Below are 17,803 nucleotides of genomic sequence, written 5' to 3'. Positions count from 1 at the left end.
AAGGGGCAATCTCGGCTCGGTTATCTGCTTCTCCTCTGTTTGCCCGCGTCACAGGGTGGTTCACGATCCTGCCAGCGTGGTGCGTCGATTATTCTCTACTCTCTTTTTTTGGGCTGGAACTCTCGAGCCGGCGGTCCCTTCACACTCGGCCTCTTTCGGGAGCTCGGTTATGGGTCACTTGCTACAGAACAGACAGGCGTCGGTTCCGACGCTGGTAGAAGGCATCGCCTACTACAAAGGCTTGCCCGCGTTCGGGTTGCTTCGCTATGCCGCGGAGGTGATCCCCGATCGAGACGCGGTGATCTACGGTAGCCAGTGCTGGACCTATGCCCAGCTCAATCACGACTCCGTTCGTGCTGCCGCAATGCTGCAACGGCTTGGGATTGCCCCAGGCGATCGCGTCGGAGTGTTGTTGCCCAACGTGCCGGAGTTCCTGATCGCCATCAACGGTATCTGGCGATGCGGGGGGATTGTTGTCGCGCTGAGCCCGTTGATGGTGCCAGACGAAGTGACCCAATTGGTTCAGCAGACGAAGTGTCGAGTGGTCATTACGCTCGACATGCTCGCGCATTTGCTCGGGGGCTGTCAGTCGCACCTCGAAAAAACACTGTACGTTTCCATCCGCGAGCATTTGCCGTCACTGAAACAAATCGGCTACTTGTGGGTTCGGATGCAACGGACTGGGGTCTTGTCGCTACCCAGTGACGCATCACATTCATGGTTCTGGAACGAGATTGAACAGGCGCGTCGCGAGTGGAAACCGGTAGCGATTGATCCGGCAACGGATCCCGCATACATACTGCCGACGGGTGGAACGACCGGTTCCCCAAAGTCGGTCACACTCAGTCACGAGAATATGGTTGCCAATGCGTGGCAACAGTTCCAATGGGCAGGGCGGACATTCGCATCCGAGACGATGATGGCCGTTTTACCGTTTTTCCACAGCTACGGCGTCTCAGCTATCGCGATGGGGGGGGCGGCGATGGGGGCAACACTCATTTTGCACCATCGTTTCAATGCTCGGCAGGTGATTCAGTTGATGCAACAGCATCAGCCAACGGTGCTTCACGCAGTTCCCGCAATGCTGGTAGCGTTCAACGAACGACTCCGAGATTATCCGGCAGATCTCCGCTCACTCAAATGGGTAATTTGTGGGGGTGCTCCCTTGGAAGCAAAGATAGCCGAGGAGTTCACGGAGCATTGTGGTGCGGTCGTTGTCGAAGGTTTTGGATTGTCCGAATCCTCGCCGGTGACCCATGTTGGCGATCTTTTCAGTGAGCCACGCTACGGCACGATTGGGTATCCGCTACCCGAAACGCGTTGTCGCATCATTGAGGAATCGTTGAGTGGCATTCGCGACGTGGGCGTGAACCAGGTTGGAGAATTGTTGATTCGAGGCCCGCAAGTGATGCTTGGTTACTGGGAAAATCCCACTGCAACCGCGGAAGCCCTGCGCGACGGATGGCTCTTCACCGGTGATTTGGCAATGCGCGATCGCGAGGGGCTGTTTGAGATTGTGGGTCGCAAGAAGGACTTGATCATTACGTCGGGATTCAATGTCTATCCCGCGGAGGTTGAAGCCGTATTGCGAACGGTGGAGGGTGTCCAAGATGCCGCCGTCGTCTCGGCACCGGATCCCAAACGAGGCGAGGTCGTGAAAGCGTTTATCGTCATGAAGCCGGGATCCGTATGGGACGAAGAAAAGCTCCGGCAACATTGCCGAGACCATTTGTCGAAACACAAACAGCCAAGGCTGTACGAGAGGTGCAGCGGTGATTTGCCACGTAACTTCTTGGGGAAGGTTGTTCGGAGGAGGCTGCGATGAATCGGTCAAAACCCATAGCTGTGGTGGATGGCATTCGGACTCCTTTTGCGAAAGCGTTCGGTGCATTGGATAGCATCTCCGCCGTCGAGCTTGGACGTGTCGTCGTTGCGGAATCGATCCGCCGATGCGGCTTAACCCCTGACATGATCGATGAAGTCATCATCGGAAACGTCGCAGGACCGGCCGAGGCGGCCAACATCGCTCGTGTGATTGCTTTGCGGTCCGGCGTACCGAATGACCGAATCGCTCACACCGTCAACCGCAATTGTGCTTCCGGCATGGAGTCGATTCTTCAAGGTTGTTCGCGGATTCACGATGGTGAGGCGGTAACGGTCGTTGCGGGCGGAAGCGAATCGATGTCGCAAATCCCCATGCTCTTTTCACGAGCAGCAGCGAAGGCATGGATGCGATTGGCAAGAGCGAAAACGATCTCGCAAAAAATTTCCGCGATCGCTTCGATGCGGCCACGACACTTTAAGCCTGTCGCTGCGATTGAACTGGGTTTGACCGACCCCGTGTCGGGCTTGAAGATGGGCGAGACAGCGGAAGAGTTGGCGACGGAATTCGCGATCACACGAACGGAACAAGACGAATTTGCACTTTCCAGCCACCAAAAAGCCAGTTCTGCTCAGCAGGCTTGTTTCATGTCCGGAGAAATTGTCGGTGTTTCCGTTCCAGCCGGGCAAACGATCGACAAGGACGATGGCCCACGTCACACTCAATCACTCGATCAGCTCGCCCGACTTCGGCCGCTGTTTGACGAGCACGGAACGGTTACGGCTGGTAACAGTTGCACCTTGACCGATGGGGCAGCAGCGGTGGTGCTATCCGACCCCGATCAGCTTGATCGGTTTTCGCGACCACCGCTGGGTTTCATCACCGCCTATGCCATTGCGGGGTGCGATCCACGTCGGATGGGATTGGGTCCGGTCTACGCGACTGCAAAATTGCTTCAGAAAACGGGATCGACGCTCGAAGACTATGACTTGATCGAAATCAACGAAGCCTTCGCCGCCCAAGTCATTGCTTGCCGTCGTGCGATGATGTCGGTTTCGTTTGCGAAAAGGGAACTCTCCCAATCGACGCCAGTGGGAACATTGCCGATCGATCGCACGAACATCCACGGCGGGGCGATTGCCCTTGGCCATCCGGTGGGAACAACCGGGACCCGAATGATCATCACACTTCTTCGGTCCTTACGAGCCAGCGGCAGACGTCGCGGATTGGCAACCCTTTGCGTCGGAGGTGGCCAGGGAGTCGCGATCGCAGTGCAAAGCCAGTGAGTCCGCCCAAGAAACACCTCACAAAAAGCGAGGCAGAACCATGAACAAGAAAGAACGATCTTACAAGTCCTTTACCGTGACCACCGACTATCGCTCCGTGGTGACCATCACGTTGAACGTGCAGGGCCGCCCGATGAACGTCATGGATGCGTCTGTCATGAGCGAACTAAGCCAGATCGTTCGCGATCTGCAACACCGAATCGGATGCGCCGCCGTGATCTTTCGAAGCGCAAAAGAGAGTGGCTTTCTAGCAGGAGCCGATGTAGGAGCAATTGCGGATTTGAGTTGCCCTGTCGAAGCGGCAAAATTGATCGACGGTGGGCAGCGGCTGTTTGACGCGATCGAGTGGCTTCCCATGCCGACGATCTCGGTGATCCACGGACCTTGTTTGGGGGGCGGATTGGAATGGGCGCTGGCCTGCGATTACCGGATTGCCCGTGACAACAGCAGCACAAAAATCGGCTTGCCAGAAATAAAGCTCGGACTGATCCCCGGTTGGGGCGGCACACAGCGATTGCCGAAGCTGATCGGGCTGCCGGCTGCCCTGTCGATGATCCTCACCGGCAAGCACGTGTCGGCTGCCGAGGCCGTTAAGCTTGGTCTCATCGATCGAGCCATTTCGCCGGATGATTGGGACGACGATGTCGACGTGTTTGTGGATCTCGTGCTGGCTTCGAGCCCACCAAGACGACGCCATGCAAAGAACGCGTACCTGGGCCGATGGATCGAGAAGACACGTCTGGGACGGGCGTTGGTTTTTGCGGCAACGCGGCGACGGATTGCCGCGAAACTCCAGCACTATCCCGCACTGGGGGCTGCGATACGATCGGTTCGAAGCAGCTATGGTCTGAGGCCCAAGGGATTCATGACGGAGCGGAATGAATTCATTGATCTGTTGGCAACGCCAACGTGTCGACATCTGTTGCAATTGTTCTTCGCCCGCGAATCCGCTCGGTCGCTACGGAGTTGGACAGACCCATCCGCCGTGATCCATGAAAAACTGCTTCGAAAAATCGGCGTGATTGGCGCTGGCGCGATGGGCGCGGGAATCGGCCAACTTGCGGCAAATCATGGCTATGAAGTTGTCTTGGTGGAGGTCGACGAGCAAGCAGCCGACCGGGGACGCGAACGCGTTACGACGCTCGTGCGGAAATGGGCCCGACACAAGGGAATGAGCCATGCGAACGAGTCCGAACTGCTCGATCGCATCCGCGTCGTCACCGAGGCGGACGCGATCGCAGACGCTGATTTGGTGATTGAAGCGATCGTGGAGAAGATCGACGTCAAGCAGAACTTGTTTCGAACGCTCGACCGAATCATGTCGCCCGAGACGATCCTGGCGACCAACACCTCGTCGCTGTCTGTGGACGCAATGGCAAACGCTACCGGTCGAGGACGACTCGTTGCGGGGCTCCATTTCTTCAATCCCGTTCACAAGATGGAATTGGTCGAAGTGGTGCGAGCCAAGCAAACCGATGACGCCACCATCGCACGACTGCTCGGTTTTGTCCGTGCGATCGGAAAAACTCCCGTTGTCACAGCCGATACACCTGGTTTCTTGGTCAATCGGGTCCTGTTCCCCTACCTTGGCGAGGCGGTGTTGATGGTGGCCGAGGGACATTCGATTCGTGATTTGGACAATCAGACGCGATCGTTTGGTATGCCCATGGGGCCATTGGAGTTGCTCGATCAAGTCGGTTTGGACGTGGCTTGGCATGTGGCAAGGTCACTCGACAACATCGTGAGTGGACTGAGACCGGTGTTGGATCAATTGCAGATGATGGTCGACGACGGACGGATGGGTAAGAAATCGGGCAGCGGTTTCTATCGCTATCGCAACGGCAAACGAACGGCCGAAGCAACGTTCCCACGATTGAAGTCCGCACCAAGTCACGCCGGTGCCGCAGACGGCCATGAGGCTAGGTTTGTCAACGATTCTTTGACAACGACCCAACGGCGGCTGCTCTACCCCATGTTGACCGAATCGATTCGCTGCAAGGAGCAAGGTGTGGTCGACAAGTGTTGGGCCATTGATTTAGCGATGGTGCTGGGAACCGGTTTTGCACCCCACACGGGCGGCCCGCTGCATGTTGTCGATTCGATCGGCCAGCACATCGTGCACGAGAACTTACGTCAGCTGCAAGAGCTCTACGGTGACCGGTTTGCTTCGCCACGAATGCTCGTGGAGATGGCGAAACAGAATCGCCAATTCTTTCCAAAGTCAAATCCTCAATCAAACGATCATGCGGTTTCAACCCACTAGCTTCCCATTGTCCTTTTCTGGAGTCCAAGCCATGAACATCGACATGCAATCTCAGAGCAAGCCGCTCGATCCACGCGCGGCCGAATCGTTCGCCGAAGTTGCCCTCCGTCTCGGCGGTGCATCACAAGACGAATCGCAGCGGACTGGCGTGATCGATACTGCGGATGATCAAGTCGAAGCCTTGTTTGCGGCCAAGTATCAAACGGTCAACAGCCCCGTGCATCGTGCGGTTTGGGAAAAGCGAGTTTGTACCGAATCGTTTGAAGTCGAACCGATGCCGCAGCAGGAATCGGTTTCCCGAGTCATCTCACAGTCGATCGCGATTGTCCGAAAGCACCGTGACGAGGGAACGCTACTCGATGCGGACGGAAAGATTGCGGCGAACGTCTTGGCAGAACTTGGCACAGTTGGCTACTGGGGACTCCTCGTCGATCCGGTGTTTGGCGGAAGCGGCGCATCGACACGAGCGTTTGCGGAAATGATTACGCAGATGGCGACGATTGACCCCACCGTTGCGGGTTTGGCGTCCGTACACGGATGCATCGGTGCGGTCGACCCGGTTCGCTCCTTTGGCAGCGATGAACAAAAAGCTCGCTTCTTGCCGAAATTGGCGGATGGCCGTCGTTTGTCGGCATTTGCGTTAACCGAACCGGGTGCAGGCAGCGACTTGACCGCATTACGGACTCATGCCGAACTGGACATGGACGAGTATGTCGTCAACGGCGAAAAACTGTTTATCACCAACGCGGCACCTGGACGAACCATCGGATTGGTATGCAGAATTGATGGTAAACCAAGCGTGCTGATTGTCGATCTGCCACTGCAAAACAGCGCCCACTTTCAAATCAAAAAGTATGGTCTCTACGCGCTTCGCCGCGCACACAATGTGGGTTTGGTGTTTAAGGATTTCCGAGTGCCCGTCGAGAACTTGCTTCGTCCTGTTCAAGGTGATGGGTTAACGATCGCTTACCATGGCTTGAATCTTGGCCGAGTCGCTCTGTGTGCGAATGCGGCGGGTGCCATGCGTTGGATGCTGGCCGAGATGTTGCCGTGGGGGCGTTACCGGGAAACCTACGGTCAACCGATCAACCAACGTGAGTTGGTTCAGCGACGAATCGGACGCATGGCGGGATTCATCGTCGCATGTGACGCGATGACCGCGTGGTGTGCCGGGCTGCTTGACCAGGGCTATCGAGGTGAAATGGAATGTATCATCGCCAAGATCTTTGGCAGCGAAACGCAAAAAGAAGCTGCCGTCGAGCTGTTCATGAAGACGCATGGTGGACGGTCCTTTTTGCAGGGGCACTTGTTCGGCGACAACGTTCACGATTTTTTAGCGCCATGCATCTACGAGGGGGAAGGCGAAATGCTTGGTATGGCATTCTTCAAGTCGCTCGTGAAGCACCACGGTAAACAGTTTTTTGAGCCAATCGGTCGAACCCTTGGCGAGCTGGGGGTGCAAAAACCCAACCCGCTCAACCCACGTCACGCTTGGGCACTGAAGGGGGCCTTGGCACGCTACGTGACATGGTTCGCTGCGCATGCGCTGGTTCCATCACGGTGGTCGAGCGTGAAGCCCGGTGACCGCTCGCTGAACCAGCACACTCGGTTCGCCCAGAGGTTTCTCTCCCGTAGCGGGACGTCGATTAGCTTGAAGATGACCAAGTATCAATTGAAGTTAGCAGATCGCCAATGTCGCATGTCCGCCATCTCTTCGGACGTGCAGCATGCAATCGTCTTGTTAGTGACAAGCTTGTACGCCAAGGGTTCAAACGACCCGGTTACCCGGATGGCTGCCGATACCGTTTGCCACGAACTTCGACTGCGGATCACCGGGGGGAAGCCAACCGATAACGACTTCCGCCGAGTCACTCGTCTGGGCCGGACGCTTTCCGAACAGGGTTGGGAGGAGTTGAAGGGAATTTCGGATGGAATGATCATGATGCCGTATAAGTAAGGTGGCCTGGAATGAGGAAGCTGATTGATTTTCTGGGGTTTCGTTCTGGCGACGCGGTACGACAACCACCCATGCGGAGAGCCGTGATTGCACTCGGTGGTGGCGGTGCGCGAGGACTTTCCCATCTCGGAGCGATTCAAGCAGTCGGTGAAGCAGGAATTCAAACCGAGCGATTCGTTGGAGTCAGTATCGGAGCGATGGTTGGAGCGATGTGTGCCATCGATCCCAATCTTCGTCGCGTTGAGACTCGAACGATCGAGTTCCTGTCCTCCCCGACCTTTGCTCGTGATCAACGATTGCTGTTTGGCTCGACGACACCGCACCTTGGTGATTGCGACTCGACAATGATGGCGTGGTACAACCGAGTCAAACACCTTTACTCCGCTCACCGTCGCTTGACGCGGGCCGTTACAAAAATGTCCCTGATGCCCGGCGCAATTTTGGCCGATGCGATCGATGCCTTGATTGATGACACCTCCTTCGCGGATCTTGTGACTCCGCTGAGTGTGGTTGCAGCAGATCTGCGGAGCGGACACCGAGTGGTGCTGGAAAGCGGATCGGTGCGAAAGGCCGTCAAAGCGTCGATGGCAATTCCCGGGATCTTCCCACCGGTTGAGTGGGACGGCATGCTGCTGTGCGACATTGGCGTCGTCGATTCCTTGCCATCCACGGTCGCAAAGTCCTATGCATCCGACATGACCATCGCCGTGGATGTCGGGCAGGCACAGAGCCACGTCGAAGATTGCTCGACTGCGTTGGATGTCGTCATGCGCATGCAAGACCTCGGAGAACGAATGATGCGACGCGAGAAATCGGAAGTTGCCGATCTATTGATTCGGCCACATTTGGACGGGGTGCAATGGTTCGATTTCCAAAATCCACAAGCGCTGATCGATCGTGGGCGCGATGCGGGCCGAAAATCACTCGCGGGCTTTCTTGCGCGAAAAGCAGGCTAGGAAAAGTCCGGTGGGAGCATGGAGTGGAGCTGTGCGAAGATCTCCGCTTTCTCGGAGTTGTATCGTTCCAAATCGCCCTCAGATTCTTTCCAGCTTTGCAGCTTTGCCTGCTCGAAATCGATCGCGGCTCGTCGATCTCGACGCAGCAGGTCACGGATCGCCAAGGCCGATTTCCAAAATGGAGATTCAGACGCCAGTAAGTAGATGCAACGGTTTGTTGCGGTTTGAGTTGAGCTGAGATAACGCGGCTTGGTCAAGACCCATGCCGAATCACACCAACTCGTCTTAGGTTGTACGCGGTAGTTCAGCCCTTCGATGAGCAGGGCGGCAGTCGGAATCGAATCCGACTCAGCAACCATTGCAACCGCATCAATCGTGGGTCGAGCAATTAACCCCGAGATTGCCGTGCCCCCAATGTGCTCTACCGCAACGACAAGCCCGTCACAAGCGGCGAGAATGTTGCTGCGAGTTTGCTCAAACTGTTGTGGCCAACTGGGGTCGTAATGCATCAAAGGTACGGTGGTGGGGACCATCATTCATTCCCATCAAATCAAATGAAAAACTCAGCATGTTTTGCCAAACTAAGAACCGGATTTCCGTGAAGAAAATAGAGACGCCGGCCAACCATTGTTCAACGTTGGGAAGCCACTTCGATGGGCAGCGTTCGAGGACAGCACGATGAAGCAGCAGGTGCCGCGGCACAGATCCCCCGAGAGCGTCGTAAAAAACGCGGTCAAAAACGATCCGAAATCGCTCAGGAAGACGCGCGAGCGTTCGCGACCGGGTACCTTTTACCGTGTACCCGGCCCGTGGGTTCATGATGGATTGGGCGGCTCATGCCAAACAAAACATCGACGATGCATCAGCCCGTGGCCGCAAGCTGATCCTTCGTTGACCCCACGCGAGGCGAACTCGCGGAAGACGCGTGATAGCAAATCCATCAGTGGATTCTAATCGGACATTCCAAAGGCCTACCATTCGGCAGCCGCCCTCGTCCGGAAGTTGTAAGTCAATTGATAACAAGCGTTTAGCGACAAACAGAAGCTGGCCGATCCAACCTGCGTTGGACCGGCGATGTGTGGGGCAAACGTTGTCTCGACAGACTTAGGTTACGTTGTTCGGCGCCCCGGTCAACCTCAGTTTTTCTGTTTTCATCGCAGCACCCACCTTGCTTGCGATGTAAAGCCTTGAGCGAGACTGAGTTAGAAAATTCCAACCGATTTTTTGTCGCGATCTTGCCGGCTTCCAAACGCTCGGCTTTGAGATGCCGTCACGACCAGCGTCCGATTGTCCAGTTCGTCCATCAAGGGACTAGTCACGCCCCCCCACAGGAAGATGCCGAGCCGCTTTATGGTCGTTTTTCCGTGGGAGCTTCACAACGACACCTCCAGCTCGGAGGTCGTCCGGTTTTTAAGTTGTGACTAACACAGTGTTTAGGTATCCAACCACCCCTGCCCTCGCAGAGGTCGTGCAGTTTTTAAGTTGTGACTGCTGAAGTGTTTAGGTATCCAACCACCCCTGCCCGCGCAGAGGTCGTGCAGTTTTTAAGTTGTGACTGCTGAAGTGTTGAGGTATCCAACCACCCCTGCCCGCGCAGAGGTCGTGCAGTTTTTAAGTTGTGACTGCTGAAGTGTTTAGGTATCCAACCACCCCTGCCCGCGCAGCGGGAGGGGTCGAGCGCAGCGAGGGGGAGGGCCGGTATAGAAACAGTGCTGGAATTTCATGTTGTCATCGCAGCCCGTTTTCCCTCTCCCTCGCTTAGGCTCGACCTCTCCCAGAGGGAGAGTTAAATCTTGTAAGTCTTTTTCAATCAATAACGTAAAAACCGGACGACCTTCAAGCGGGGGGGGGGCGCTGGAGTTTAGCCTTCAGGCGACAGCGAAATTCGCTCGTGCGGCTAAAGCCTGAACTCCAACCCCCTCTCCACCGATCTGCGAGTGCCACGTTTTGCAGCGCTGCGGTTTCCGTCTTAGGTGGCTCCCCACCCTTTCACCAACTGTTCACGACCTTGTTGGTGAGCCTCGATCACGGTCAGCTGTTTTGGCGATCGATCTTCAATTGCTTGTTCCAGGACCAAATGGGGAAGGATGTTCCTGTGCTGAAGAAACTCAAACAACGCCACGTAGTCGATGTCGCCCTGCAATTGAAACGCTTCGGTCCAAGCACCGTCGACCGATTGCCGTAAATGGAGCTCGACAATCCGATCCGCATACTGCGAGAGTGCATCAAAGACGGCCACTTCGGAATCGCCGCAGCCACGGAATACCCAATGGGCATCGAGACAGAATTTCACATTCTCGGGGTTCGTGCCGGAGAGCATGTGATGGAACTCGCGAGCCCCCTGTCGCAACTCGGCGTCGTGGTTGTGATAGGCCAAGAACTGTCCTTGCTTGCGGAGTGCCGCTCCAAGCCGATCAAGCGACTCCGCTTGCGTACGAAGTTGAGCATCGGATTTGTCCTCGGGCCCGCCCCATCGAATCGGAGACGGGTTGGTGACGACGATGCTTGTGCCAAGATCCGAAGCAGCTTTTGCGATCGCCAAAACGGCTTTGATGCTCGCGTCAGCCTGGTCTTTCTCGTGTAGCGCACTGTTGACATAAAGCGATCGCATTTCCAATCCATGGTTCTGGAGTCGCTCTCGCAGACCTACGAACTCGGAGACGTCGTTGATGATCGGCTCATACCCATTCATCTTCGATAGCGAGATATCGCGAAGGAGCTGATCGGTATGCAGCACGAACTCCTGGCCATCTCGCCGACAAAAAGTGAGCCAAGGATAGGTGTTCGTGGCAACATGAATTTGTGACTCGTTCGCAGCCAGCGATCGAGAGGGCAACGACGCAAGTAGCAAGGAGCCGCCCAGCGCGGCAATCGATTCACGGCGGGTCAGGTTCATGGGATCGTTGGTTGAGACGGGTAAGAATGGAATGCACTAACCCGCTAGTGTAACCGATCGCGGCAATCAAAGGGGGGCCGTGCAGCCGTGCCGGGTCACACGTCCGCACAACCGGCAGGGGCGGGGCGATGGATCCGTCATGGTCAGCACTACGAAGCTGGCGGCTTATCGATTTCATAGAGCACGACCAGCATGATGTTACCCGCGGAAAAGGAGTTCAGCGGGCCGCCGCTCGACGGCGGCTGGGAGGTCAGGTTACCCGTAATCGAGATCACGCGGGCACCACTCTTCCGCATCCAGCGATTGATTTGTTGTTCTAACTCGGACAGTTCCGTATCGACGGTTTTAAAAATCTTGACTTGTTGCATGGGACTTCCCTGCGTGGCGCGATTCGATATAGTTTTCGCGATTCGAGCACAGACTCGCGTTGAGACGACTCAGCCTTTCGCAGACCATTATCACCTGATCATGACCGCGCGGCTAGTGCTTGTGGGTGAGCTCGGGCTCGCTGCTGATTTGCATACCCGTTTGGGAACCCTCGATTGGCCGGATCGGCATTGGGGGACGGATCGCTTCGCTGGGTTGCCAGATCCTGATTTCCACCTCGTCGATCATGGCTTCGCCATCGCCCATCAGTTCAAACATCACGCTGACTTCGGTTTCAGCGGTGGTTTGGCGATACAGCCGGACGGGAGTCCAGGTTGACCGACCGCGGACCAGGACGCCCATTTCCTGACCGCCGATATTGTCATACACCAAAATGCCTTGTTGAGGTCTGCCGAAGCCGATCGTTCGCACCAGCGCATCAATTCGTACCGCGGTTTGGGCTGGAATCCGCACCCCGGGGCTGCGGACTTGTAGCACGGTGCCTTCATAGCCCCCGGGCAACGGGTCGTCGGCGATGGAGGTTGCACGTGTGACCAACGCGCCTGGGCCACTGTAAGATCCACGGTGGGCAAACACGACTTCGCTGTTCGCTCGGCCTTCGAGTCGCTTTCCGAATGTCCAGCGGTTTTGATCAATCAGATCGGCGCTATCAAGCGAACCGGTTGTCAAGTAGTTCGAACTCCACCCGCGATCTCGCATTAACGGATACCAGATCGCTTGAACTTCAGTCGCACCGCAATCGATGGTCGGGCAACTCGTAGGCCGTGGCCAATCCGGCATCAATGTTTCACTCAATTGCCACTCACTGCGCATTGCCCAGGCGTCCGCGCGTCGAGCCATTCGCAAACTCGCTTCCGTCTCGCCTGCCCGATACAGAGGTTCCGCGTCATGCAGTGATTGCGTGGCGACGCGTAGTAGATCCATGGGGGGCGGGCGGTTGGTGACTCGAGCCGCCTTGGTTGTTTGCCAATGATCGCGCGTGCGGCGAACCAGATCACCCGCTAATTGCCAACGGTCAAGGGCCGCTTGCCTTGAGAATCGATTTGCCGCCTGACTGAGTTGGGATCCGAGTGACGGATCGCTGCTCACCACAATCACTTCGACAGCGTCGGGTGAAACAATTTCCACGCGTGCGCCTTCGGCCGTCGTCTCGGGTGTCAATCGTTCCGCAGAAAAGTGGGTCATCCGCCACATCGTCTTGTTGGCGTCGCTGGGGGAAAGGACCAGTTCAAGGGAATTCCCATCGCCTGCGAGCACCTCCGAACCACGGGCCGTCGAAGAAGTCAAAATCAAAACTTCCGCCTTGCCCTTGACCAAACGCGAACAGCGGTAGGGGGCGCCACGAATCGATAGCGGCGGACTGGGCGTTGCACCCGAGGCCCACGGTTCAATCATGGCAATCATTCGATTGACATAGCTCAAGGCCATGGAACGCTGATTTTCAATCTCCGCACCTGAGAGAAGTGAACGAGTCGAGCGAAACACAATTGCCGATGGAGCGGCCTGCAAGGAACGCATTGCTTGAATCCACATCGAATGCCATCGGAACCCCGTCGGTCGTGGAGCACCAATCGAATCGGCGATCGCTTCGGCTTGACGCAGCGCCCGCTCTGGGGGCATGCTCATCACTCCCGTCGCCAATTCGATCCGATCGCCGACGCGTTGGCGGACACTCAAAAGTTGCGAGATCTCCTCGCTGTCCGCTACGCCACGCGATCGGATCGGTAGATCGTGAATCATCGCGTCCAACATCGGGACGTATTGCCGATAGGACTCTAAGGGGGCAGCCAGAATCGGACGCTGCCAAACCATCGGCATCGCTCGCAAGCGACGCGATGTCATCTCGGCGTCGTTGATTTTTGTCGAGTCGAGCGCGACATTCATTCCAATGCACCATCCTGCTACCGGTTGCAAGAGCGACTGAAGCGACGGATCCGGGGACGAGGGGGGAGGTGCGTAGATCGCGATGCGGGATCGGATGGCTTCACCCAAAATGGCAGCGTCGGGAGGTTTGGACAGGAGGACCGCATCGAAACCAAGTGAACGAACCCAAGAAAGCGGTTCCCCGTTGTGCTGCAAAATTCGAGTGATGCGACCCAGTGGGAATGCAATCGTTTGCGTCGTATCGTGTTGCCAACCGGACGAACCAAGTTGCGACCCCTCACCGATTCGGCCAGCCTGAACAAGGTCATCGCCGCGATGGTCGGATGCCGATCGAAGCGTCGCACCGGAAACGTCGCTCACACTGACCAATCCGTCGACTCGCAACTCGTCGATCCTGAGGGAACTGGATCCCGCACCGGTGTAAGCATTGATCACCACCGCGTCAACGTAGGGATCTCGCAGGTCCGAATCGGATCCATGCTCGGCACGAAGCGCGATAACCTTCTCCTCAAGCGATTTTTCGATCATCCCGATGCCGATCGCCGCATATTTGCCGGCATCCTTGTAAGCGGTGCCGTAGACGATCACGGACGCAGATTGACGAGACGAATCGACTCGCAGGTAGGGATACCGAACACGAAGTCCAATCCGTGCTCCGTTGAGCGCACTCATGACCGAGACGTTCGCAGTCAAGCCATCGATCGGCAAAACAGGTTCAATGGGGTAGGCGAGCACGATCTGAGTGCCGTGCGAGGCCGTCATGGTGATCAGCTCGCAACCGCGACCGTCGACGCCACCGTCGCCAAGGTGTTTGTGTGTGACAACACGAGCGTCACAATCGGAATGGTCCAGGTGCCAGCGGGGTGGGTAGGCGTCCAGGGCATCATACAACTGGCCGCTGGCCGGGGAGAGACTCAGCAACAATCCCGTAAACGCAAATACCAAACCGCCGAGCGCAACGCGCAGCGTTTGCCCCAATGGAATCACCCACGGCGATTTCGTTCGCTTTGGTTTCGGTGAGGACATTGATCGTTGACCCAAGGGATCAAAAGCGGAACAATCTGCTGGCACTCGACTCGGTAGCCGATGGATGTGCGGTAAACACGACACGTTGTTGAAAAAAGGCACCAACGGTTTTTAGACTGCATGCGTAAAACGTAAGACCTTTCCATACCATGATTTAAGTCATGAAGCCAAGGCGAAAACGCGTGGATTTCTTGCAACGTGGTGTTTTGACAACATTGGCACTGTGCTAGCGATAAAGCCTTCCAAGGAAAGAGGTTACGTCGTCGAGGGCGAGATCGGGCTAGGGATTCGGCATTTGAAATGCAATGGATAGCAAAACATTGAATCACACAACTTGCTGTTTTTTCTGGAGCACCCCTGACATGCCTAAGACCATCGGATCGACCAACAAGCTGAACGACGAAACTCCAGTGGAACTGCAGGAAATGGTCGATGCGATCAACGCGTTGCCCGCTCGCTATCGGGATGCCGTTGCCCCTGCCCTTGGACGCGTGATCGAATGCAGCACCCGCCGTCGCCGTATCCTCAACTTGGTCCAAGAGGCGCTCTCGCAGTTACGTTTGGACATGAAGTACTTGATCTTCGATCTCGAAGCCACTCGCCGAGAACGTGATAGCTATCGCGAGCAGCTAGAAGAGCGCGGCCAGTAACTCGCCAACGATCGACTGGACCAGGAAAACGGCAGCCCATGCAGCTGCTGATTTCAAATGCTCCTTCGCAAAAGCCTCCGATCGGTCCGCTGCAAAACGTTGCACAAGCCGTTCTCGGAATTTCACGTAGCCAACCGGTAACACCGTGGTCCAGATCGCCAGCAGCAGCCAAGGTGGCGTGCCCGCTTGGATCATTTTCGTGGTGTCCAGTTCCGCATCACCACTGAACCAACCGACAAGCATGTAGGTGGCGTTGGCTAAGACGCAAAACCAAGCGACCAGCCACCAAGCATCGCGACGGGAGATTGCCGCTGCAATGCAGGGGACCACGCATCCGAGGATTGGGCCACTCCAAAGGGTCACGATCGGATGAGGGTCGGGCTGGAACAAACTATGCGGCAAATGCCACGGGCGGAGTTCTAAGTCGGTGATCGCCGCACCACTTGCCCAGCCGCCGATGACATGTCCGACTTCATGGCTGAGCGTCATCACGGTCCAGCACCACAACAGCCACGTGATCCATTTCATTTCTTGCGCGGGCGACGGCGGGGCAACAGTTCGGCTACCAAATCCGCGACTTCTTCGGTCGCTTTGTACGACACGTCAATGCATTCCCAGCCGTTGCCCTGAATCAATTCGCGGATTTGCCGAAGTTCCCCTTGAATGTCGCGCAGACTCGCGTATTTGGGGACCGATCGATGACTCATCCGTTCCATTCGGGTCAAGCGAACCGCTTCGAGACGCGATGCGCTCATCGTCAGCCCCACGACGCGGCGGGGGTCGAGCTTCAGTAGCTGGGGTGGTGGTGGCAAATTAGGGATGAGGGGAACATTGGCCGCTCGAATGCCTCGGAAAGCCAAGTAGCAGCAGGTGACGCTCTTGCTGGTTCTTGACGCCCCCACCAAGACCACGTCGGCCTTCTTCAAATCGCTTGGGTTTTGGCCATCGTCATGGGCGAGCGTGAAATCCATCGCATCCATCCGATCGATTTCCTCGTGATGAACTTGATACAACAGCCCTGCTCGGCCACGTGGCGACGCCCCAAGATGATCGGCAAGCAGCGACATCGCAGGTCCAAGCACATCGATGCAAGGGACGGATAACCTCCGAGCTTCTTTTTCGACCGCTTTGCGAATTTCGGGTTCCACCAAGGAATGGCAAACGACCGCCTCGGAACGATCCGCATCGCGGATGACCCCCATGGCCTTGTCTACTTTGCGGACCCCCGCATGAATCACCACTTCGACCGGGCTGTCTGGAAACTGTTCCAACGCAGCACGGAGCAAGCTGTCGACCGTGCGACCGGTGCCACCCGAAAGAATCACGATCTTGGGCGTCTTCTTGGATTTGGTGTTGGGCATGCGAATCCCGTGGATGATCAGGTTCCGGGTAAGATGGGGGCCAACTTCAACGCGAACCGAAACTTGATCATACCATCTTCGATTCGCGTTGGGGATCGCGTTTCAAAACTCCTTCAAAGATCGTGGATCGGGCGACATCATCATGGCCTTGAGACTAATCGAAATTGTGATTCCAAGCGGTTCCGTCGACGACCTGTTCGACCAATGTGATGACGAGCACATACTCGATCGTTGGGCGCAACCGATTGGCGACGACACTTCGTTGATCCGTATGTTGGTCAATGCGGAAAAGACCGAAGCGCTGATGGATCCGTTGCAAGATCATTTCTCATCTCTTCAGCCCTTCCGTGTCATGCTGCTGCCGGTCGAAGCAACGCTGCCTCGGCCCAAACCGGTCGAGTCGACCAAACGGTCCAATGGTGAGGGGAATTCGCCCGAGCGGATTGGTCGTGAAGAATTGTATGCGGATATCGCTGAGAGCGCGGAGCTTTCTCGCGTCTTCGCTGCCGAGGTCGTGATCGCCACCTTGGTTGCTGCAGTCGGATTGATGCGCAACGATACGGCCATCATCATTGGGGCGATGGTGATCGCCCCCCTGCTGGGGCCAAACATGTCGCTCTGCCTGGCTACCACACTTGGCGATTGGAATTTAGTCTTCAAGTCGCTCCGAACCAATGCCGTCGGGCTCTCCATCGCGTTGGTCGCATCGTTGGTCGTGGGAGTCTGCTTTGCGATCGACCCCAACGGTGATGCGATTCGATCTCGCACCGAAGTTGGCATGGGGGACATCGTTCTCGCTTTGGCATCCGGATGCGCCGGAGTCTTGGCTTTCACGACTGGCGCACCGTCGGCCCTGGTTGGCGTGATGGTCGCTGTCGCGCTGCTGCCACCCTTCGCCGTCTTCGGGTTGCTGCTGGCCGTGGGTGAATTCGACTCGGCCAAAGGTGCATTGTTGTTGACTGCGACCAACGTGATCTGCGTCAATCTTGCCGGAGTGTTGACCTTCCTCGCTCAAGGCGTTGGGCCGCGAACGTGGTGGGAAACCGAGCGAGCTAAAAAGGCGACGCGTCTCGCGATCCTCACTTGGGTCGTGTTGCTGGGGATCTTGGTCGTGCTGATCCACCTCGCTACCGACGCCCCCTAGCGATTGTCGAAACCCAGATCGGATCCCGCGAATTGCCAAAAATGGGCTTCGATGCCGAGTTGTGCATAGGTCAAAACTGGGCCATATTGTCGCATGCGTGCGAATTCGCGCGCTGCAAAAGGGTGTCTGGACGCCGCTAAGGACGTCAAGAGGTATCGCATCTTCACGCAC

Annotated in this window: 13 protein-coding genes; 7 read left to right on the top strand and 6 right to left on the bottom strand. The window is 56.5% G+C overall.

Annotated features, from left to right (window positions below; all coding sequences use genetic code 11):
- Nucleotides 1-169 precede the first annotated feature (169 nt).
- From Poly41_RS03835 to Poly41_RS03815, 5 genes are read left to right on the top strand one after another with little or no spacing between them, the layout of a single operon-like run.
- Entirely contained in the window at nucleotides 170-1,825 is a 1,656-nt protein-coding gene (locus Poly41_RS03835) for an AMP-binding protein (RefSeq protein WP_197231045.1), read from the top strand.
- Nucleotides 1,822-3,108 carry a thiolase family protein gene (locus tag Poly41_RS03830; protein WP_146524554.1) on the top strand — a complete coding sequence of 429 codons (1,287 nt, stop codon included), beginning with the start codon at nucleotides 1,822-1,824 and terminating at the stop codon, nucleotides 3,106-3,108. Before Poly41_RS03835 ends, Poly41_RS03830 begins: the two co-directional genes overlap by 4 nt.
- A gap of 40 nt (nucleotides 3,109-3,148) precedes the next feature.
- Nucleotides 3,149-5,371 (top strand): 3-hydroxyacyl-CoA dehydrogenase NAD-binding domain-containing protein, encoded by a 2,223-nt coding sequence (locus Poly41_RS03825; protein ID WP_146524553.1) that lies wholly within the window; start codon nucleotides 3,149-3,151, stop codon nucleotides 5,369-5,371.
- Nucleotides 5,372-5,402: 31 nt separating this feature from the next.
- Nucleotides 5,403-7,328 carry an acyl-CoA dehydrogenase family protein gene (locus tag Poly41_RS03820; protein WP_231615375.1) on the top strand — a complete coding sequence of 642 codons (1,926 nt, stop codon included), beginning with the start codon at nucleotides 5,403-5,405 and terminating at the stop codon, nucleotides 7,326-7,328.
- Nucleotides 7,329-7,339: 11 nt separating this feature from the next.
- Complete coding sequence (locus tag Poly41_RS03815; RefSeq protein WP_146524552.1) at nucleotides 7,340-8,284, top strand: patatin-like phospholipase family protein; 945 nt, start codon at nucleotides 7,340-7,342, stop codon at nucleotides 8,282-8,284.
- Here Poly41_RS03815 and Poly41_RS03810 read toward each other — a convergent pair.
- The 4 genes from Poly41_RS03810 to Poly41_RS03795 form a co-directional block, all read right to left on the bottom strand.
- Nucleotides 8,281-8,820 (bottom strand): GrpB family protein, encoded by a 540-nt coding sequence (locus Poly41_RS03810; protein WP_146524551.1) that lies wholly within the window; start codon nucleotides 8,818-8,820, stop codon nucleotides 8,281-8,283. The genes Poly41_RS03815 and Poly41_RS03810 overlap by 4 nt on opposite strands.
- A gap of 1,433 nt (nucleotides 8,821-10,253) precedes the next feature.
- Nucleotides 10,254-11,180, bottom strand: coding sequence for a sugar phosphate isomerase/epimerase family protein (locus tag Poly41_RS03805; protein WP_146524550.1), 927 nt, complete (start codon nucleotides 11,178-11,180; stop codon nucleotides 10,254-10,256).
- Between the two features lie 149 nt (nucleotides 11,181-11,329).
- The gene (locus tag Poly41_RS03800) at nucleotides 11,330-11,548 is read right to left on the bottom strand and encodes a hypothetical protein (protein WP_146524549.1); all 219 of its coding nucleotides are present in this window, start codon (nucleotides 11,546-11,548) and stop codon (nucleotides 11,330-11,332) included.
- A 112-nt stretch (nucleotides 11,549-11,660) separates the two neighbouring features.
- Complete coding sequence (locus Poly41_RS03795; protein WP_146524548.1) at nucleotides 11,661-14,477, bottom strand: hypothetical protein; 2,817 nt, start codon at nucleotides 14,475-14,477, stop codon at nucleotides 11,661-11,663.
- A gap of 362 nt (nucleotides 14,478-14,839) precedes the next feature.
- Here Poly41_RS03795 and Poly41_RS03790 point away from each other — a divergent pair, with 362 nt between their 5' ends.
- Nucleotides 14,840-15,127 (top strand): transcriptional regulator, encoded by a 288-nt coding sequence (locus Poly41_RS03790; protein WP_146524547.1) that lies wholly within the window; start codon nucleotides 14,840-14,842, stop codon nucleotides 15,125-15,127.
- On the opposite strand, the gene Poly41_RS03785 is transcribed toward Poly41_RS03790, so the two are convergent.
- On the bottom strand, nucleotides 15,107-15,655 hold the full coding sequence (locus Poly41_RS03785; protein WP_146524546.1) for a M50 family metallopeptidase: 549 nt from the start codon (nucleotides 15,653-15,655) through the stop codon (nucleotides 15,107-15,109). The genes Poly41_RS03790 and Poly41_RS03785 overlap by 21 nt on opposite strands.
- A complete protein-coding gene (gene ppsR, locus Poly41_RS03780; RefSeq protein ID WP_146524545.1) occupies nucleotides 15,652-16,488 on the bottom strand; it encodes a pyruvate, phosphate dikinase/phosphoenolpyruvate synthase regulator in 837 nt (278 codons plus the stop codon). Before ppsR ends, Poly41_RS03785 begins: the two co-directional genes overlap by 4 nt.
- 142 nt (nucleotides 16,489-16,630) lie before the next feature.
- On the opposite strand from ppsR, the gene Poly41_RS03775 reads away from it, so the two are divergent.
- Nucleotides 16,631-17,632, top strand: a complete 1,002-nt coding sequence (locus Poly41_RS03775; protein ID WP_146524544.1) for a TIGR00341 family protein — start codon at nucleotides 16,631-16,633, stop codon at nucleotides 17,630-17,632.
- The last annotated feature ends 171 nt before the right edge of the window (nucleotides 17,633-17,803 follow it).

This window comes from Novipirellula artificiosorum (genome assembly GCF_007860135.1).
Taxonomy (GTDB): Bacteria; Planctomycetota; Planctomycetia; order Pirellulales; family Pirellulaceae; genus Novipirellula_A; species Novipirellula_A artificiosorum.
The sequence above is the reverse complement of the archived record's forward strand: the minus strand, read 5'-3'. Positions and strand labels throughout refer to the sequence as shown.